We start from the raw sequence: 15,357 nt of genomic DNA on the forward strand, positions 1-15,357 counted from the left end.
AGAGGGCAGCGGTTCTATCTCCGTAGCCATTGCGGCAGCAATCCAGGCCCTTTCTTGGTCCGCTGCGACAGCCGCGTTCCTCCACGGAGTAGGAGGGAGCTAGCGTGATACGAACGGCCAGTGTATTTGCGATTGTTGTAGGAGCGTTTGTTGTTGGCACTTGGCCCGTTCTGGCAAAAATAGGCCGGCGGTGGCTGGCATTCGACGAAGCCTACTCCCATGGTTTAATGATGTTTGCGGTAGCTCTCTACCTCGTGGTCCGTACTTGGCGCAGCAGACCCCCGGCTGCGGGCTTTTATCCGGTCTGGCTACTGCCATTGGCATTGATAATAGGCGTCTATGTCATCGCGGCATTGCTGTATGTCGAAGCGGTACAACAGTTTTTGCTCATCCCGATGCTGCTCGTCGCAATTGCCGCGATAAGCGGGTTTGCAACAACCTGGCGGCTGCTCTTGCCGATCGGGGTTCTGGTATTCGCGCTTCCTTTCTGGGACTACACAGCCTATCCCCTGCAACTGATCACAACCCAGATAAATGAAATTTTTCTGGGCCTCTGGGATATTGAGTTTGAGATCGAAGGCGTGCTGGTGTTCCTGCCTGGTATAGGCGCGTTTGAGGTTACACACAGCTGCTCCGGGCTTCGCTATCTTCTCATCGCCATGTCTCTTGCAACTATCTATAGCGAGCTGAACTACCGCCTGTGGCGCAATCGCATCATTTTATTCTCCGTCGCGGTTGTCTTGGCCTTGGTAACAAACTGGATTCGCGTCTTCGTGATCATATACATGGGCTACATTACCGAGATGGAGACTTCTCTGGTCAGGGACCATGAGTTTTTTGGATGGGTGCTGTTTGCAGTGGCTCTTATTCCGCTGTTTTACCTGGCAGGCCGCCTGGAGCGTGGAAATATCGAAGAGGATTCCGAGAGAATCGAGAATGGATGCCAGCCGTCCGTGGCCTATGGTCACCGAACGGCCGTGGCAGGGATTGTCGTCGGCCTCTTCTTGCTTTCTCCGGTTTCGGTTTATGCGTTGCGCGGAGGGCATGAGGTCACCCAAAACTTCAGTATGTCCCTTGAGGGCTCTGAGGACTGGGCTCCTCTGTTTCAGCGTATGGCAGGATTCTGGGAGCCTGATTATACGGGTGAGGATCATCATAATCGGAAAGCCTGGTTTCTCGCCTCTGAAGGCCAGGTCGAGCAGATGCCCAAGGCGTATAGCGCTGCCCATGTATTGACCTATGAAACCCAATCACCCGGAAAGGAGCTTATAAGCGACCGTAACCGTATTGTGGACACGGAGAGATGGTTTCCTCAGGACAACTTTAGCGTGACTGTTGACGGGCGTTCCTTGTCGGGTCTTCGGCTCAAGGATCGGCGGACCGGTGAACCGGCTGTGGTTGTTTATGGCTATTACGTCTCCGGAATGTGGGCCAGCGACCCTCTCGGCGCTAAGCTGTTGCAGCTGTATGCTGCCATCAATAGCAGACAGGACGCCTCGCTTGTCGCTGTGTCCGTGCGGTGTAGCGACTGTGATCTTGAAACACGGGCCAGAGAATGGACAGAACAAATAGTGCCTCAGGCACAGCGGGCACTCGATGTACAGTTCGAGGCTAAGCCGGGCTAATGATGCGATTAAAGACAGCGAGCCGCGAGGACCTTGAGCTTTAACCCCTCAGGATCTAATGCGTAAATGGCGGTAATCGCCACGCCGCCAAGCTGCTGCTGCTGCTGCTGAAAGATAGTCGCACGGCCGGTCCTGGAGAGGGCGGCCGTCCTTGGCTGCTCCGCCTGTTAGTAGGGTAAGGAGGCGTAATGACATTCGCCATTGTTTGAATGGCTTGACGTTGGAGCAGCTCTAACCCTTATGTTCTCCAGCTCGTTAAGGGGAGTCTGTACGTTAGACAGATTCATCATGCCATCGCCGGCGATGGGGAAATCCATTGCCGCGGTTGCGAGATCCGTATCAGCCATGCCGGAAGGCCAGGCTGACTAACCCAACATAGCCGGAGAATTTAAATGACGGATGCCGCCGCACGCGACCTTGATCACACTGAGCGGGAACGCTTACTGAGGATGCTCGCAGCCGCCACTTTTATTATCTTTTTTCAGGCATACATGGTCGCGCCCATCATACCGGCACTCTCAAGCGCTTTCGGCACCTCGGAGCAAACGGTCGGCCTTGTGGTGCCGGCCTACCTGATCCCCTACGGGATCGCCACGCTGGTCTACGGCCTGTTGGCCGATCGGCTCGGTATTCAGCGGGTCATGTTCGCCTCTCTGGCGGCGTTCGCGGCGCTCACGGCTCTGACGGCCACGGCGACGTCCATCGGGCAGATGTCGCTGTGGCGCGTTCTGACGGGCCTGGGTGCCAGCGGAGTGGTACCGCTCGGGCTGGTGCTTGTCGGCAGACTGTTCCCCTACGAGCAGCGTGGCCGTCCACTCGGATGGCTGTTCGGCGCAATGGCTGGGGGGATGGCCTTCGGCTCACCCCTGGGTGCAATGCTGGTGCCTTTTATCGGTTGGCAAGGCCTTTTCCTGCTGGTCGGTGCGGTGGGAGGCATTGTCCTGCTGCTGTTTTTGCCCTATCGCCGTATGATCGCAGCCGCGATGCAGCCGACTGGCAGCACACTTGGCGGTCTCTTTCGCGGCTACCTGAGCCTCATAGGCACCCCACGAGGGCAGAGCACTTATGGCTATGTCTTTGTGAACTCGATGTTCCATTCCGGCGTTTTCACCTGGCTCGGGGTGTACCTCGAAAGGCAATACGATCTCGGGCCAGTCGGCATCGGCTTGGCCTTACTCGGCTACGGCGTGCCGGGCCTTCTACTCGGACCGCTGATCGGTCGAGCGGCGGATAAGTGGGGACGAGCCAGATTGCTGCCGATCGGACTTGCACTCAGTACACTCGGCGCCGTTGCCCTGCTCTTAGACTTCCCTTTGATCCTCGCACCGGTCGTGGCTATGGTGCTGTCCCTGGGTTACGACATGACCCAGCCACTGTTCGCAGGCATTGTTACGTCGATCGGCGACAAGCGGCCGGGGCAGGCGATGGGCTTGAACGTGTTCACGCTGTTCGTTGGCTTCGGCCTGGGTAGTCTCATTTTCGGAGAAGTACTTCGCTTCGGATTCGGCGCCGCGTTGGGCCTATTTGCAGCCGTTGAGCTGACGGCTGCCGTGTGCGCTCTCTGGTTGTTTCGCTCCGAAACCCCCTCCAGAGCGACAGGCCTGCCATAGCTTTCTGGGCGATCCTTTAGTGATTGGCCGAGACTGCGGCTCGAAGGGCCTCTTCGCTCGGCTGATGGCTTGCGCAGCCGTTAGCCGTCTTGTCTGGTTCCTCTATGCGCGCAAGCTCTTCATTGCGCGGGCAGATCGCACAGCCGCGCTTGAGGTACCAAAAGAAGCCGATCATCCCACAACCGTTACTACGCCTCCTATGAGCGGCCAGTGTGGGGTTAGAAAGGCGAGCGGACCTCCCGAGAGTAGAAGGAGAAGCGGACTGCCACAGCACAAGAGATGCAGCCCGGCAAAGAGGGCGGTCGGAAATCTCGATCGGCGGTCGCTAGCAGTTCAAATGACACCGTACTCCAGGCCATTGTTTTGACCTTTAATCGATAGCCGACGCTGGCGCGGTCCCGCCAAGCTTATCCAGAACTGCAGACTTACTGGCCCAATCTTGATTGTTCAATGACGCACCTGTTTGCGGCACTTATATGGCGAATGTATGAGTACGGCGTAAGCTCGCTGTAACCAAGCCTCTTCACCTTCCCGCTGAGCGATGGTTTCCAGCGCTTGAAATAGATGCTCAGCTAACTCTAAGTCCCCCTCGCGACAGGCGCGTTCGAATGTCACAAACACATCGGTATAGAGGCAGGGATTCTTCATCGTCATGGCATCTCCGGTAGACTCGCAGACATAGCCCATCGTACACCCTGGACCTAGCTCCAGAGTCAAGCTTTGGCGCCAGACCTTGAGTCTAGGGTTCGTGCTTTAGATGGGCTTGTTCTTGCTTGAACGGGAGCCCACTGACGTCGACGATCCAGTTCAGCCCTGACTGTTTTATTCTGCCTGTTAAGAGCGTTGTTTTCGCCAATGAGCTCAGCGCCTCCGCTCTTCGAGGTAGCAGGCAGCTTCCACATGAGCCGACGCGCCACCTGATGGCAGTTATACAGCAAAGATGACATCGGAGCGCACGAGGTGTCACTTGGATCCTCCGTGTTGGCCGCAGGTGTACTGAATTTTGTTGATTAGAAGGTCAAAAACGTCCTAACACAGGATAATGTCCCATTATCTAGTGTTAGAGCTGATCTATGTTGTGCTTAATCCTGCTCTTAATTAGTATGTAAATACGAGGTATGTAATACAGTACGAAATAAACAGGGCGAGGCAACAGCGTGGCGCGAGGCGGTATCAACAAGGCACAGGTTCAGCAGGCACGCGAGGCGGTGCTGGCCAAAGGGCAGCACCCTTCCATTGATACGGTACGCATCGAGCTGGGCAACACCGGCTCCAAATCGACCATTCATCGCTACCTCAAAGAGCTGGAGGAAGAGGCATCCACTCGGCTGGATGATGAGGCACTGCTGAGTCAGCCCATCAGGGAGCTTGTTGCACGCCTGGCGTCGCGTCTTCAGGAAGAAGCTCACAGCATTGTCGACGAGAGCAAAACCCGCTATGAGTATCAGATCAAGGAGCTCTCCGGCCGATGTGCCGCGCTCACTGAAGACGCCGGTCAGATGGCCAATCAGCAGAAGGCCATGGAACTCCGCCTTACCGAGACTGACGAAGCGTTAACCGTCAAATCCGCAGCGTGTGACACCTTGGATAAACAGGTCGCCGAGGCAAAACAACGCGAAGCTAGCCTATCGGCACTGCTCAAGGAAAAGCAGACGCACATTGACTCCCTTGAAGAGAAACACCGCCACAGCCGTGAGGCGCTGGCGCATTACCGTCAGTCGGTCAAAGAGCAGAGGGATCAGGATCAGCGCCGACATGAGCAGCAAGTTCAGCAGCTTCAGGCGGAGATTCGCACGCTCAGCCAGACAATCTCCATCAAGCAGGGCGACCTAACACAGCTGAACAAGGACAATGCGCGCCTGGTCAGCGAGCTGAGCGCTGCCCGCAAGGCAGCATATGACTTAGAATCGAAGCTAAACAGTGCTGACTCTAAGCTTGAGGATGCAAAGAGGCGGTTGCAGGGTCAGTCAATTGATCTGGCACAGCATGTCGACAGCACGCAGCGCCAAGCCTCGGAAATTGATGAGCTTACACAGCGGCTGGAATCAGCGCAGAGCAAGATACAAGATTTCACCGTCAGCCAGGCGAAACTGGAGGTTGAGTTATCGGTTAAGAACGACCTGATTGAACGCTTAATGGCTGAAAAGCAGCGTAACCATGACCAACCGGCAGCGCAAGAATGAGGCGCTCCTGACCGTTATTACTACCGACCACACCTCAGGTGCAGTTAAGAATTAAAGATTCCAGAGTGCCGGAAACAATCATATTATCATAAGGTTATAACGTTTTTTGGCGGATTTTTCCAGGATCCCGTCGGACCCTCAGATTGAGGATCACGCCAACCACTGCGGCGGTAATGGCGGTCAGTGGCGCAGTGAACTTGAGTTCGTTGTGGGTCGACTCCACCAGCGGGCCGCCCGCGAGGATGAACAGGAACGAGGGCAGGAAGGTGAACCAAGTCACCAGGGAGGCCGCCACAGCGCCAGCCAGAAACACCTGACCGGCCCCGAACACTTGCGAGACATAGGCCCCAACAAAACCGACGAAGGCCACCACCATGATCAGTGGCCCAGGCGTGGTTTCGCCCAGCGCCAGGCCGTCGATCATCTGAGTCGGGGTTAGCCAGCCATAGTGACCGACCGCGCCCTGGTAGACATACGGGAGCACAGCGTAGGCGCCACCAAAGGTCAGCAACGCCGCCTTGGTAAAGAACCAGCCCATCTGGGTCAAGGTGCCTTCCCATCCAAAAACAGTGGTCAAAATGCCCATCGGAAATGCCCATAGCCCGACGCCGATCAGTGCCAGTATCGCCAGTTTTAACCAACTGAACCGGGCATGTTCCGGAGACGGGGTGTCATCATCAATCAAGGCCGGGCCGAAGGACTTTTTCGCAGCGCCATGGCCACCGGCTCTGAACTTCTCGGGCACCACACGTCCGCCGACATAACCGATCAATGCAGCCCCCAGCACAATCAACGGGAACGGAACATTGAACGCGAAGATGGCGGTGAATGACGCCGCCGCTATCGCCCACAGCCAATTATTTTTCAAAGCCCGAGAGCCGATCCGATGGGCCGCCTGCACCACAATGGCCGTCACGGCGGGCTTGATCCCATAGAAGAGCCCAGCCACCACAGGTACTTCACCAAAGGCGATATACATCCATGACAGGGCGATCAGGATGAACAATGAGGGCAGCACAAACAGTCCCCCCGCAATCACGCCACCCCAGGTCCGATGCATCAGCCAGCCGATGTAGGTTGCCAACTGCTGGGCCTCTGGCCCAGGCAGCAACATGCAGTAGTTGAGGGCATGCAGGAATCGGCGCTCGGAGATCCAGCGTCGCCGCTCTACCAACTCCTGGTGCATGATTGAAATTTGCCCCGCTGGCCCACCGAAGCTGATGAAGCCGAGCTTCAGCCAAAACCAGAACGCCTCACGCAAACTGATCGGTTCCGGCCTCGACAGCTCTTCTTCAACCGTGGGTGCCAAAAGCTTATTCATTGGATTGTTCCTCTTTCACAAACCCGGCGAGCAGGCCGTCGAAGATGGCGCTCGCAGCGGCCAGCAGGTGGTCGTCATGGAGAATGGTTTCGCGTAGCCCTGCGAGCACGCGCTCGATGCCGGCAGCCTCCACCGGTTGAATGCCTCCGACATCGAGGTAATGCACCAAAGCCGCAATGCGATTCAGACCCGGCTCTTGAAGCTCAAAACTGGCTTGCAAGGTTTCGAAGCTCACGCGGTTGCCGACATGACTGAACGCTGCGTCATCGAAGTCGAAGCCCAACGCATCGGCCGGACAGTCCTGTGGCGTCTCCAGCCAGAGGATCTGAGCGTCAGGGTCAATGAAGCGACGGATTAACCAGGCGCAGGCCAGGCGGTCAACCCAAGGACGCTTGCGGGTTGCCCAGACACGCCCCTGATAATCGTCACGATTGAGTGTGGTTATTGGTTGGTTGCAGCTGTGTGGCTCATCCGGAGACAGCGCTCTGCTGACCGCGAGCTCAAGCTCCCGCAAGGCGGCGTCGACTTGTTGCTTCGGCTTACCTGGGAAGTAATCGATGCTGCTCAGTTGTTCGTAGCCTTTGCGCAGCTTACGAATCTGTTTGGTGGTGGCCAATGCATTTTCAGGACTGAGGTGCCCACGGCACTCTTCGATCTCCCCACGAAGTTTGCTGTAGTCCTTGCAACGGTCGAAAAACTCGACAAAACGCTCACCGTCAGGATCGACGACGGGCAGGATAAATGCGGTGCCATTGATGGCCAGGATGTCACGCTCGACAGACGCCAGTGTTTCACGGCAGGCACGTGTATCGGGCAGCAAATAGGCACCGTCGCGCAAAACCGCCGCACCCGACGCTTTCAGGGCGCGCCAAGCTCGCATGCGCTCAGTGGCATTGGCAGTGGGTAAGCCGAGAATCAGGGATAGCCAATTATTCATGTAGAGTACGATATTTATTATGTAGTAAGAGTTACATTACTCCTGATCTATGCGCTTGGAAAGACCCAATCAGAGCTAGAGTTTTGGCGATGTTGACGCCAATGCCGAATTGACCCAGGTGCTGATGCAAGACTGACCCAGCTCAAAATCAGCACAAATCCAGCAAAGGCAATGGTTTGCGAGGAACAGACTGGGTCAGTGATATCTCGGCAACTGGGTCAATTCGGCACCGGCGCCAACACCCTGTCGGATGTTTCCAAGAAATTCAGGGCGATTCAATCTGAGCGATTTTTCCAGTTGAAACCCTCAAAAAATCGGCTCCAGCCTTTCCACCGGCTCATATGCTCCAACTGGTTTGAGGGGCGAGATTTTTCTACAGTTTCGTTTGGGCTGATGACGGAGAAAAGTGACGCGATGGATACTTGGTGGATCGATTATCCTCATCTGATCGGAAGTAGAAACCCTACGCTTGCAGATCTCGAACAGCTGCGAAAAGACCGTTTCAGTGTGCTTGTTTGTCTTCTGAAGGAGGAGGAGCAAGCTCCCCAGTACGATATCACCAGCGCCACCGCACTGGGTTTTGAGTGGCACAACATTCCAGTCAAAGACTTCTGCCCTCCGACCATTGAGCAACTCGAGCAGTTCGTCGAGTTCATTGATAGCCTGCCAAGCGGTACCAAGACCGTCTTACACTGCGAAGGTGGCATTGGGCGAACCGGAACCTTCGCAGCCGCCTACTGGATCACGAAGGGGCTGACCGCCCCCGATGCAATTGTCCGCATCAGAGAGGCTAGGCCGCATGCTGTCGAGACTCGAGAACAAGAAGCGATCCTCAGCGATTTTGCTGATCGCAGGGGATAGACGATCATAAAAGGTCGGATCACTGGATAGCGCTTAGTGATCCGTTCCTGCGCAATTGCATGGACTTGACCGCCCATTTGCATTACCGCTGACCATTCAATTTCATCCGTGCTGACCGAACATTTGCATTCGAATTGACTAGCACGCGCCGCAGCGACGATCGGCAGAGTACGGCCATTATTAGCCATTTGGGTGCCGCTACATTGGAGGTCGTTGCAGCTTGATCCACTCTTGCACTGTCGGGCGCTGCCATTGGCGCTGAGCGTAGGCACTTACGCGAAGAATCGACTGCATCACTGCCTACGGCACAGCAAAAAGCGGTCAGTCAGTGAATTGGCCAACCCTCACTCTTCCTTGAGACGCTGCCCGGATGCCGGTAATCTCGCCCGAAAGACTGTACCCCGCTCCAGCGTCGATTCGACCTCAATCCTGCCGCCATGGCCGGCGACAATTTCAGACGCTATGAATAATCCAAGACCCAAACCAGCCGCCGGACCGTGCTCGCTTTCGGAAAATTGCGAGTAACGTTCGTTTGGACTGAAGAGCATAGGCATCACCTCGGCGGGTATCGGATCGCCGTGGTTATGGACCGTGAAGCAAACGTCGTTGGCGTTCGCTTCCAAGGACAGGTTAATAGCCCGCTGCGGGTCTCCGTGCTGCACCGCATTACTGAGCAAGTTTGTGAACACCTGCCCCATGCGCAATGGGTCAAACAGGCCCTCTATCGGTCCATTGTCTTTGTAAACTATGGTCGCCTCAGGATGACAGGTTCGAACTTCGTTAATGGTGATTTGGCACACGCTGCTAAGTGAAATGAGTTCTTTTTTTATCGGAATTCCTGCTCCCAAATTACACCGGGCCAGGTCAAGCAAGTCATTCACGATTTGATTGGCACGCCTTCCACTGGCCGATATCTGTGAGGAAATTCGCTTTTCTCGATCATCCATTTTATCGGATCGCTGGAGCAAATCCGTGCCCATCAACACCGCGCCCAGCGGGGTACGCAGGTCGTGGCCCAGAATCCCTAAAAGCACGTGGCGCGTTTGGTCCAACGCGCTTTCAAACGAAGCAATCGACTCGGTAAGTGCCTGATCAATCCCTTCGTTGAAGCGCATCATGTCGGCTATTTGGTGGGGTTCCCCGGAGAATTGTTGGGTTAACCATAGCCTGAGCACGCTTGCCCTGAGTGCCCGGTACTCGGAAACCATCTGGTTCAACGAAAATCCGGCAGCCAGACGCGTCAACGCGTGGAATTGAGCTGCTGTCTGCTCAAGACTCTCCGGCCCGAGGCCTTGGGATTTCTCTACTTGCTCACTCGCCGATTGCGGAGTGTCTATATCCAGTGCAATGGCCCTGAGAATGAACTCGGCATGGTACCTTAACCCGGTCGAATCAAGTGCTTGCTTGGAAGTGCCGATAGTCCGAGCGAATCTTTCCCACTCTTGCAGGATAGGCTCAAGATTTCCGAGGATGAATTTTGACAGTCTCATGTCGATTCCTAACGGCTCCTACCACCGGCGAAGAGAGTGGGTGAGGGATAAGCTGATTACTCCAGCGTAGCTCGGGGACAGAGCTTTTCCTGCTGGCAGCGCTCTCCTTTGCGGCCGTCAATACCGAAGCGGCGTGCTAGACGCCCTCAAATTGACCGCCAACATTTTGGACCAGCCCGGCAGCTTAAAGCTCCCTCTAGAACAGTCGAAGTACCTCTGACTTTTAGCCCCCGTTGAGTAGCCGCTAGTGGTGCAAAGCCGGTTGGCACGTCCGCGTTTGGCTGAATCTCGCACTTGATAACCGGTAACTATGGGTCGGTTTCAGCCGGTCGTGACAGGCAGAAATCGGCCGATTCTGTTGAAAAAGTCGGTCTGCTCAAACTGCCTGATCATTGACTGGGGAAAACGCCTTTTTTGCACGCGGCTACGTGAAATCCGAGTCCGGAAGCCTCTGCCAAAAGTAAAGATTTCAATCTCGGACGCGTACTTTTCTGATGCGCAAACCATGGCCGACTTTTTCAACAGAATCGGCCAGAAACAGCCGCTCGAAAACCGCTTTCGAACATCAAGTCGGAACTTCGGATGATATGTTTGTGCTTTGATCATGAGCCAATACACAACCTTGCGCTGTCAGTGTGGCAGTCAGGTACCGTAATGCTCGACGGAAGACCGGATGACAGTCGGCAAACGGCAAATCATCGAGCGGAGCCCAAAAAAAGCTGAAGGTGTGACCATGGTCATCGAGCGTGTGATGAGTCCATTGCTCTGGCAAAAGTGCCTGCGTGTAACACAGTTGAAATGACCATATCTGGTCGAGATGCGCGGCGTCCCAACAGCCCATATCTCTGACAACCGAGGCAGCTTCTATGCCTGATTCTTCGCTTAATTCACGCAGAGCGGTCTGAGCTGGAGTTTCACCTGTCTCGATTGTCCCTTTGACCAGTTGTACGCCTGCTATTGGATGGCGGAACAGAAGGATGTGTGTGCCAGGAATACTGGAGAGGATGACCGGGCAAGCCTTGTTCGGTGACATGGTGATTTCCTTATCGGCAATGAAGCACACATCTTACGGCCTTATCCCTTGCGCGAGCGGCCAGATATTCAGATGTCCGCTTGGGGCCGATTGCGGCATTCATGATTGGCCGTGATCCGCGCTCCAATCTTCGAAGGCTTGCATCATCCTGCGCTTGGTCATCACATCGGCAGGTATCAAATGTTCGATTCGCAGCGACTCCACGGTGATGTCCAGGGGCATGCCGAAGGTCGTGAAGGTTGAAAGAAAGCTCAACTCGCCAACTGCGGTGCACACACGGGTCAGCAGCAAAGGGCTGACAGAGGGTGTCTGCAAGGCAATGGCTGGAGCTGGTAGGTTGCGCAAGCGCTTTGCCAGCGCTGGATTGCCGACTGACTCTCTGGAGGCACGCTGCCACGCAGCAGCACGGATCTCCTGTGCATTGGCCAACCGATCACCGAGTCCGCCGGGGCAGAGCAGTGTTTCCAGCAGATTGAAACCTGACGCCACGTCCTGTGCCACCCCCGCCATCGCCAACAGTAGCCCCGTGCTCACGTTGGCAGCAGTGATATCCCAGTTGCTGTCGATAACGATGGCAGGCGCCGGATTGTTCGCACGCAGGATGTGATCGATGGCCGTGTGTACCATTTCCAAGGCGGGCGCATCGAGTGACGTTGCGGCGTAACGTGGCGCGTAGCCAGCGGCAAGAAATACTTCGTTGCAGTGATCCAGCGGTGCACCTAGGGCCGAAAGTATGGCGTGCAAGGTACTGGTGCTCGCCTTGGCGCGGCCGGTTTCGACGCAGCTGAGGTGGCGCTGCGAAACCCCGGCCATGAGTGCAAGATCGAGCTGGCTGAGCCCTGCCTGCCGACGCAGGTGGCGCACGTGCTGGCCCGCCGTTGTGGCCGACGGGGGATGTTTATGATGGAACAGGTGATTACTCATGCGTCGCCTCTGACATCCTTGTGCTTGGCCTCCATGACCTCACAGGTCATTGAGCACCAGCAACCCTACCACTACTGTGCCAGGAAACCTTAGCAAGGACAGGACTATGGTACTTCGCCTCATTGCGCTGGCATCGCTGGTGCTCTTTTCGATGTATACCGGCTGGACGATGCTGAATGCTGAGCAGTCGTTGTTTTCCTTTGGGCTTGAGCTGATTTCCCGACCTGACACTGCCCAGTTGGTCATCGACTTGTACCTTATGGCAGCGCTGGTCTGCATCTGGATGGCGAAAGACAACCGATCGCGAGGTGGCTCACTCATTGACCTGCTTCCCTACCTGATACTGACTGCTGTATTCGTTTCCGTGGGGCCGCTGCTGTACCTCGTGGTCAAAGGCTTTAATAGGGAGCGCCGGGCATGACCAGTGCTTTGACCGTCTACGCACTCTGCGTGGTTGTGCTGTTTCTCAAGATGTTCGCGGTCTCCTGTTACCAGGGCCTCTTCCGCATACGCTTCAGGGCATTCACGAACACAGAAGACGCCGCTGTTTTCAATCGAATCGCTCGTGAAAAGGAGCTTCCGCAAGTGACTCGCGCGGCAAGGGCCTGGGCGAACGACCTGGAAAGCATCCCGGCATTCTTCGCGCTGGGTGGGCTCGCCGTTGCCATGAATGCACCTGCTTCCATCACGGCATGGTTGAGCGTTCTGTTCACCCTCGCCAGAGTCCTGCACACGTTGGCATACCTGAAGGGCGTCCAGCCTTGGCGCACCGTTTTCTATGGTGTTGGGATCCTGTGTCTCTTGGGCTTCTGCGCGACGATCGCCATTAATGTGGTGATGTCATGATCGGACGGGCCATGGCTTTGCCTTCGTTGAGCGTACGTCCGCTATAATGGGTCGATTTCTGACCATCGTGACAAGCAGAAATCGACCAGAAGTGGACACTAACGATCGACAGAAGCGACCCGCGCCGGCATGCCGGTGCGGGCTCGCTCAATGGATGGGTTAGACCTCACCGGCTATCAGCACCTCCTCGGCTATATCAGCCCAGAGGAGACATGCAACCATGATGAAATCACTACTAGTTATCGCTATCGGCGCATCGCTTGGTGCCTGGTTACGCTGGCTTCTAGGTATGAAGCTAAACGCGTTGTTCCCGACAATTCCCCCCGGGACTGTGGTGGCGAACATGGTCGGGGGCTACATCATTGGCTTGGCCGTCGCATTCTTGGCCGCATCCCCCTCCCTAAGCCCTGAGTGGCGCCTGCTGATCATCACGGGGTTCTGCGGGGGACTTACTACTTTCTCCACGTTTTCAGCCGAAACAGTTGCCCTGATTCAGGAGGGAAGACTGCTCTGGGCGTTCGGCTCAATTTCATTACACGTCGTAGGCTCGTTGGTAATGACCGCTGCCGGGCTTTTGTCCTATCAAATGATTGGCACGCGCTGAGGAGATGAACATGAAAGGTTTTCTAGTGATTTTCTTTACTCAACAGAATCGTCGCTATCAAGGGAGGATGCTCGGCGAATGGATTGTTGATTTGGCCAAAGAAATGGGTCTGCGTGGTGCGACCCTGTCTACGGGCATTGAGGGTTTTGGACACACCGGTAGGCTGCATTCCGCGCACTTTTTTGAGCTGGCGGATCAACCAACGGAGATTCGCATGGCTATCACCGAGGAAGAATCAGAAAGGTTGTTCAAGCGATTGGAGGTTGAGGAGTTTTCCGTGTTCTACATCAAAACCCCAATCGAGATGGGTACCATCGGCGAAAAGGCCAACTAGCCGCAACTATTCATAAGTTATTGTAAAATAAAACATTTGTAGTCAATGCGTGAACGAAGTCGCATCAGGATTGAGATAACGCAAATCTTCCACAGCGTATTGCGATTGCTAGATGGGCCTTCATTGGGTTCCTCCCTGAATTGAGCTCGAACTTTACCATTCGTGGCGCAAAGCCACTATTGGACTGGGTGGGGCTCAGGGGAGGGCAAACAACAAAAAGCCAGCATGCTGCGGGTTCCCTCGATTTGACTGGCATGTGATTGACTGGTTGTTATCGTGCAACTAAAATTAGTTGCATGATAGGAGGGCAAATGTCCAAGCACGAAAAGTTGCTCGCGAAGCTACTGAACAAGCAGGCCGGGTTTACCTGGTCGGAGCTGGTCACGTTGTTGGGCGGGCTTGGATATCGCCAGATTGAGGGGGACGGCAGTCGGGTGAAGTTCGACAACGGCAATCCGCAGGCGATGATCAACCTGCACAAGCCGCACCCTGGCAACGAGCTGAAGGCCTACGTCAAACGCCAGGTGATTGAGCACTTGAAAGCGGGAGGATTGATCTGATGAGTACCATGTTGCAGCACCGGAGCTATTACGGCTCCATTGAAGCCAGCCCTGAGGACAACTGCCTGTTCGGCAAGCTTCAGTTCATTCGCGCCTTGGTCAGCTATGAAGGCGAAACGGTTGCCGAGCTGATCCAAGCATTTCGCAAGGCGGTAGATGACTACCTGGACACCTGCCAGTCACTTGGTCAGGAAGCTGAGATCCCCTGCAAAGGATCATTCAACGTGAGGGTAGGGCATGACCTGCATTTGGCGGCCAGCGTGGCAGCCACCCAGCAAAGCATTTCTTTGAATGATCTGACTCGCAAAGCGCTGAGCGAGTATCTGGAGCAGCACGTATAACAAAGCCTGCTCGGGCCAGGCATCGAGCGTCACTTGCGCATAAGCCGGTCAATCGTGATCGCGTCACTCCACCAGTGCTTGCCGTCCTTCTGCATTAACCACGGGCTGGAGAATTCGTGGAAGTGGCGCGTCTCGCCTCCAGGGTCGGATTGCAGGCGCTGATTCTCTGCTCGGCGAAAGGCTCTATGCCAGGTTGCCTTGTCAAAGGCCTCAGAGGCGGCAGTGGTAATGCCGAAGATTGGGGTTTTGCGGCGGCTTCTGCTCATGACGGCTCTCGAAGCAAGCGGAGCTTCCCTTGTGGGCGCTCGCCCCGATTTTCGCGGAGCCGATCAGATTATCAGCGAGAAACAGAAACAAAAAGCCCGCATGCGGGCGGGCTGGAAGGGGCGATAGTGCCCGATCAGTTCAGTGTAGCCTGGTATAAGCGCCTGAATTGTTTGTGGTGCTGACCCGCTCGATATCGACTACCGCTGCCTCGACAATCTCAAGAGCGTGAGAAATGCGTAGCAACGCTTGCTCGGGATATGCCTGAGTCGCGGGGGTAACCCCCTTCATGCCTGTGGCCAGTGCTAGTTGAACATCAGCCATTCGAGAAAGCAGCGATAAGGTGAGCTTGTCAGAAACCATGGATCGATCCTCTGGGCGATCGAGACAGCTTAGCTGGGGGATGGCGGAAACGAAAAGCCCA

Annotated in this window: 17 protein-coding genes and 1 pseudogene; 10 read left to right on the forward strand and 8 right to left on the reverse strand. The window is 55.5% G+C overall.

Going from position 1 to position 15,357, the window contains the following annotated elements:
• Positions 1-104: 104 nt before the first annotated feature.
• Positions 105-1,625, forward strand: a complete 1,521-nt coding sequence (gene xrt / locus PSEUDOMOFG3G_RS12795) for an exosortase (RefSeq protein WP_139050153.1) — start codon at positions 105-107, stop codon at positions 1,623-1,625.
• Positions 1,626-2,017: 392 nt separating this feature from the next.
• A complete protein-coding gene (locus PSEUDOMOFG3G_RS12800) occupies positions 2,018-3,235 on the forward strand; it encodes an MFS transporter (protein ID WP_139050154.1) in 1,218 nt (405 codons plus the stop codon).
• 447 nt (positions 3,236-3,682) lie between these two features.
• On the opposite strand, the gene PSEUDOMOFG3G_RS12805 is transcribed toward PSEUDOMOFG3G_RS12800, so the two are convergent.
• Positions 3,683-3,889, reverse strand: a complete 207-nt coding sequence (locus PSEUDOMOFG3G_RS12805) for a hypothetical protein (protein ID WP_139050155.1) — start codon at positions 3,887-3,889, stop codon at positions 3,683-3,685.
• A 503-nt stretch (positions 3,890-4,392) separates the two neighbouring features.
• Here PSEUDOMOFG3G_RS12805 and PSEUDOMOFG3G_RS12810 point away from each other — a divergent pair.
• A complete protein-coding gene (locus PSEUDOMOFG3G_RS12810; RefSeq protein WP_139050156.1) occupies positions 4,393-5,418 on the forward strand; it encodes a DNA-binding protein in 1,026 nt (341 codons plus the stop codon).
• A 139-nt stretch (positions 5,419-5,557) separates the two neighbouring features.
• Here the strand turns inward: PSEUDOMOFG3G_RS12810 and chrA are convergent.
• Both chrA and PSEUDOMOFG3G_RS12820 read right to left on the reverse strand, forming a co-directional pair.
• Positions 5,558-6,739, reverse strand: a pseudogene (gene chrA, locus PSEUDOMOFG3G_RS12815) (chromate efflux transporter); the annotation flags it as partial.
• Positions 6,732-7,676 carry a chromate resistance protein ChrB domain-containing protein gene (locus tag PSEUDOMOFG3G_RS12820; protein WP_139050157.1) on the reverse strand — a complete coding sequence of 315 codons (945 nt, stop codon included), beginning with the start codon at positions 7,674-7,676 and terminating at the stop codon, positions 6,732-6,734. The gene PSEUDOMOFG3G_RS12820 and the pseudogene chrA, both read right to left, overlap by 8 nt.
• Before the next feature lie 198 nt (positions 7,677-7,874).
• Between PSEUDOMOFG3G_RS12820 and PSEUDOMOFG3G_RS12825 the strand changes: the two genes are divergently transcribed.
• The gene (locus PSEUDOMOFG3G_RS12825) at positions 7,875-8,537 is read left to right on the forward strand and encodes a dual specificity protein phosphatase family protein (RefSeq protein WP_171061371.1); all 663 of its coding nucleotides are present in this window, start codon (positions 7,875-7,877) and stop codon (positions 8,535-8,537) included.
• 344 nt (positions 8,538-8,881) lie between these two features.
• Here PSEUDOMOFG3G_RS12825 and PSEUDOMOFG3G_RS12830 read toward each other — a convergent pair whose 3' ends face one another.
• From PSEUDOMOFG3G_RS12830 to PSEUDOMOFG3G_RS12840, 3 genes are all read right to left on the reverse strand, one after another.
• A complete protein-coding gene (locus PSEUDOMOFG3G_RS12830) occupies positions 8,882-10,027 on the reverse strand; it encodes a sensor histidine kinase KdpD (protein WP_139050159.1) in 1,146 nt (381 codons plus the stop codon).
• 565 nt (positions 10,028-10,592) lie between these two features.
• On the reverse strand, positions 10,593-11,060 hold the full coding sequence (locus PSEUDOMOFG3G_RS12835; RefSeq protein ID WP_139050160.1) for an NUDIX domain-containing protein: 468 nt from the start codon (positions 11,058-11,060) through the stop codon (positions 10,593-10,595).
• A gap of 99 nt (positions 11,061-11,159) precedes the next feature.
• Positions 11,160-11,984, reverse strand: a complete 825-nt coding sequence (locus PSEUDOMOFG3G_RS12840; protein WP_139050161.1) for a helix-turn-helix domain-containing protein — start codon at positions 11,982-11,984, stop codon at positions 11,160-11,162.
• Positions 11,985-12,090: 106 nt separating this feature from the next.
• On the opposite strand from PSEUDOMOFG3G_RS12840, the gene PSEUDOMOFG3G_RS12845 reads away from it, so the two are divergent.
• The 6 genes from PSEUDOMOFG3G_RS12845 (at position 12,091) to PSEUDOMOFG3G_RS12870 (ending at position 14,669) form a co-directional block, all read left to right on the forward strand.
• Positions 12,091-12,405: a DUF2834 domain-containing protein gene (locus tag PSEUDOMOFG3G_RS12845; protein ID WP_139050162.1), complete on the forward strand. Its 315-nt coding sequence runs from the start codon at positions 12,091-12,093 to the stop codon at positions 12,403-12,405.
• Positions 12,402-12,830 (forward strand): MAPEG family protein, encoded by a 429-nt coding sequence (locus tag PSEUDOMOFG3G_RS12850; protein ID WP_139050163.1) that lies wholly within the window; start codon positions 12,402-12,404, stop codon positions 12,828-12,830. The genes PSEUDOMOFG3G_RS12845 and PSEUDOMOFG3G_RS12850 overlap by 4 nt, the downstream gene beginning before the upstream one ends.
• Before the next feature lie 220 nt (positions 12,831-13,050).
• Complete coding sequence (gene crcB / locus PSEUDOMOFG3G_RS12855) at positions 13,051-13,434, forward strand: fluoride efflux transporter CrcB (protein ID WP_139050164.1); 384 nt, start codon at positions 13,051-13,053, stop codon at positions 13,432-13,434.
• A 10-nt stretch (positions 13,435-13,444) separates the two neighbouring features.
• A complete protein-coding gene (locus PSEUDOMOFG3G_RS12860; RefSeq protein ID WP_139050165.1) occupies positions 13,445-13,768 on the forward strand; it encodes a DUF190 domain-containing protein in 324 nt (107 codons plus the stop codon).
• A 311-nt stretch (positions 13,769-14,079) separates the two neighbouring features.
• On the forward strand, positions 14,080-14,328 hold the full coding sequence (locus PSEUDOMOFG3G_RS12865; protein WP_139050166.1) for a type II toxin-antitoxin system HicA family toxin: 249 nt from the start codon (positions 14,080-14,082) through the stop codon (positions 14,326-14,328).
• A complete protein-coding gene (locus PSEUDOMOFG3G_RS12870) occupies positions 14,328-14,669 on the forward strand; it encodes a type II toxin-antitoxin system HicB family antitoxin (RefSeq protein WP_139050167.1) in 342 nt (113 codons plus the stop codon). Before PSEUDOMOFG3G_RS12865 ends, PSEUDOMOFG3G_RS12870 begins: the two co-directional genes overlap by 1 nt.
• Positions 14,670-14,698: 29 nt before the next feature.
• On the opposite strand, the gene PSEUDOMOFG3G_RS12875 is transcribed toward PSEUDOMOFG3G_RS12870, so the two are convergent.
• Complete coding sequence (locus PSEUDOMOFG3G_RS12875) at positions 14,699-14,935, reverse strand: hypothetical protein (protein ID WP_139050168.1); 237 nt, start codon at positions 14,933-14,935, stop codon at positions 14,699-14,701.
• A gap of 139 nt (positions 14,936-15,074) precedes the next feature.
• On the reverse strand, positions 15,075-15,296 hold the full coding sequence (locus PSEUDOMOFG3G_RS12880; RefSeq protein WP_139050169.1) for a hypothetical protein: 222 nt from the start codon (positions 15,294-15,296) through the stop codon (positions 15,075-15,077).
• Positions 15,297-15,357 lie beyond the last annotated feature (61 nt).

The sequence above is a fragment of the Pseudomonas sp. FG-3G genome, from assembly GCF_901007645.1.
Taxonomy (GTDB): Bacteria; Pseudomonadota; Gammaproteobacteria; order Pseudomonadales; family Pseudomonadaceae; genus Aquipseudomonas; species Aquipseudomonas rhizophila.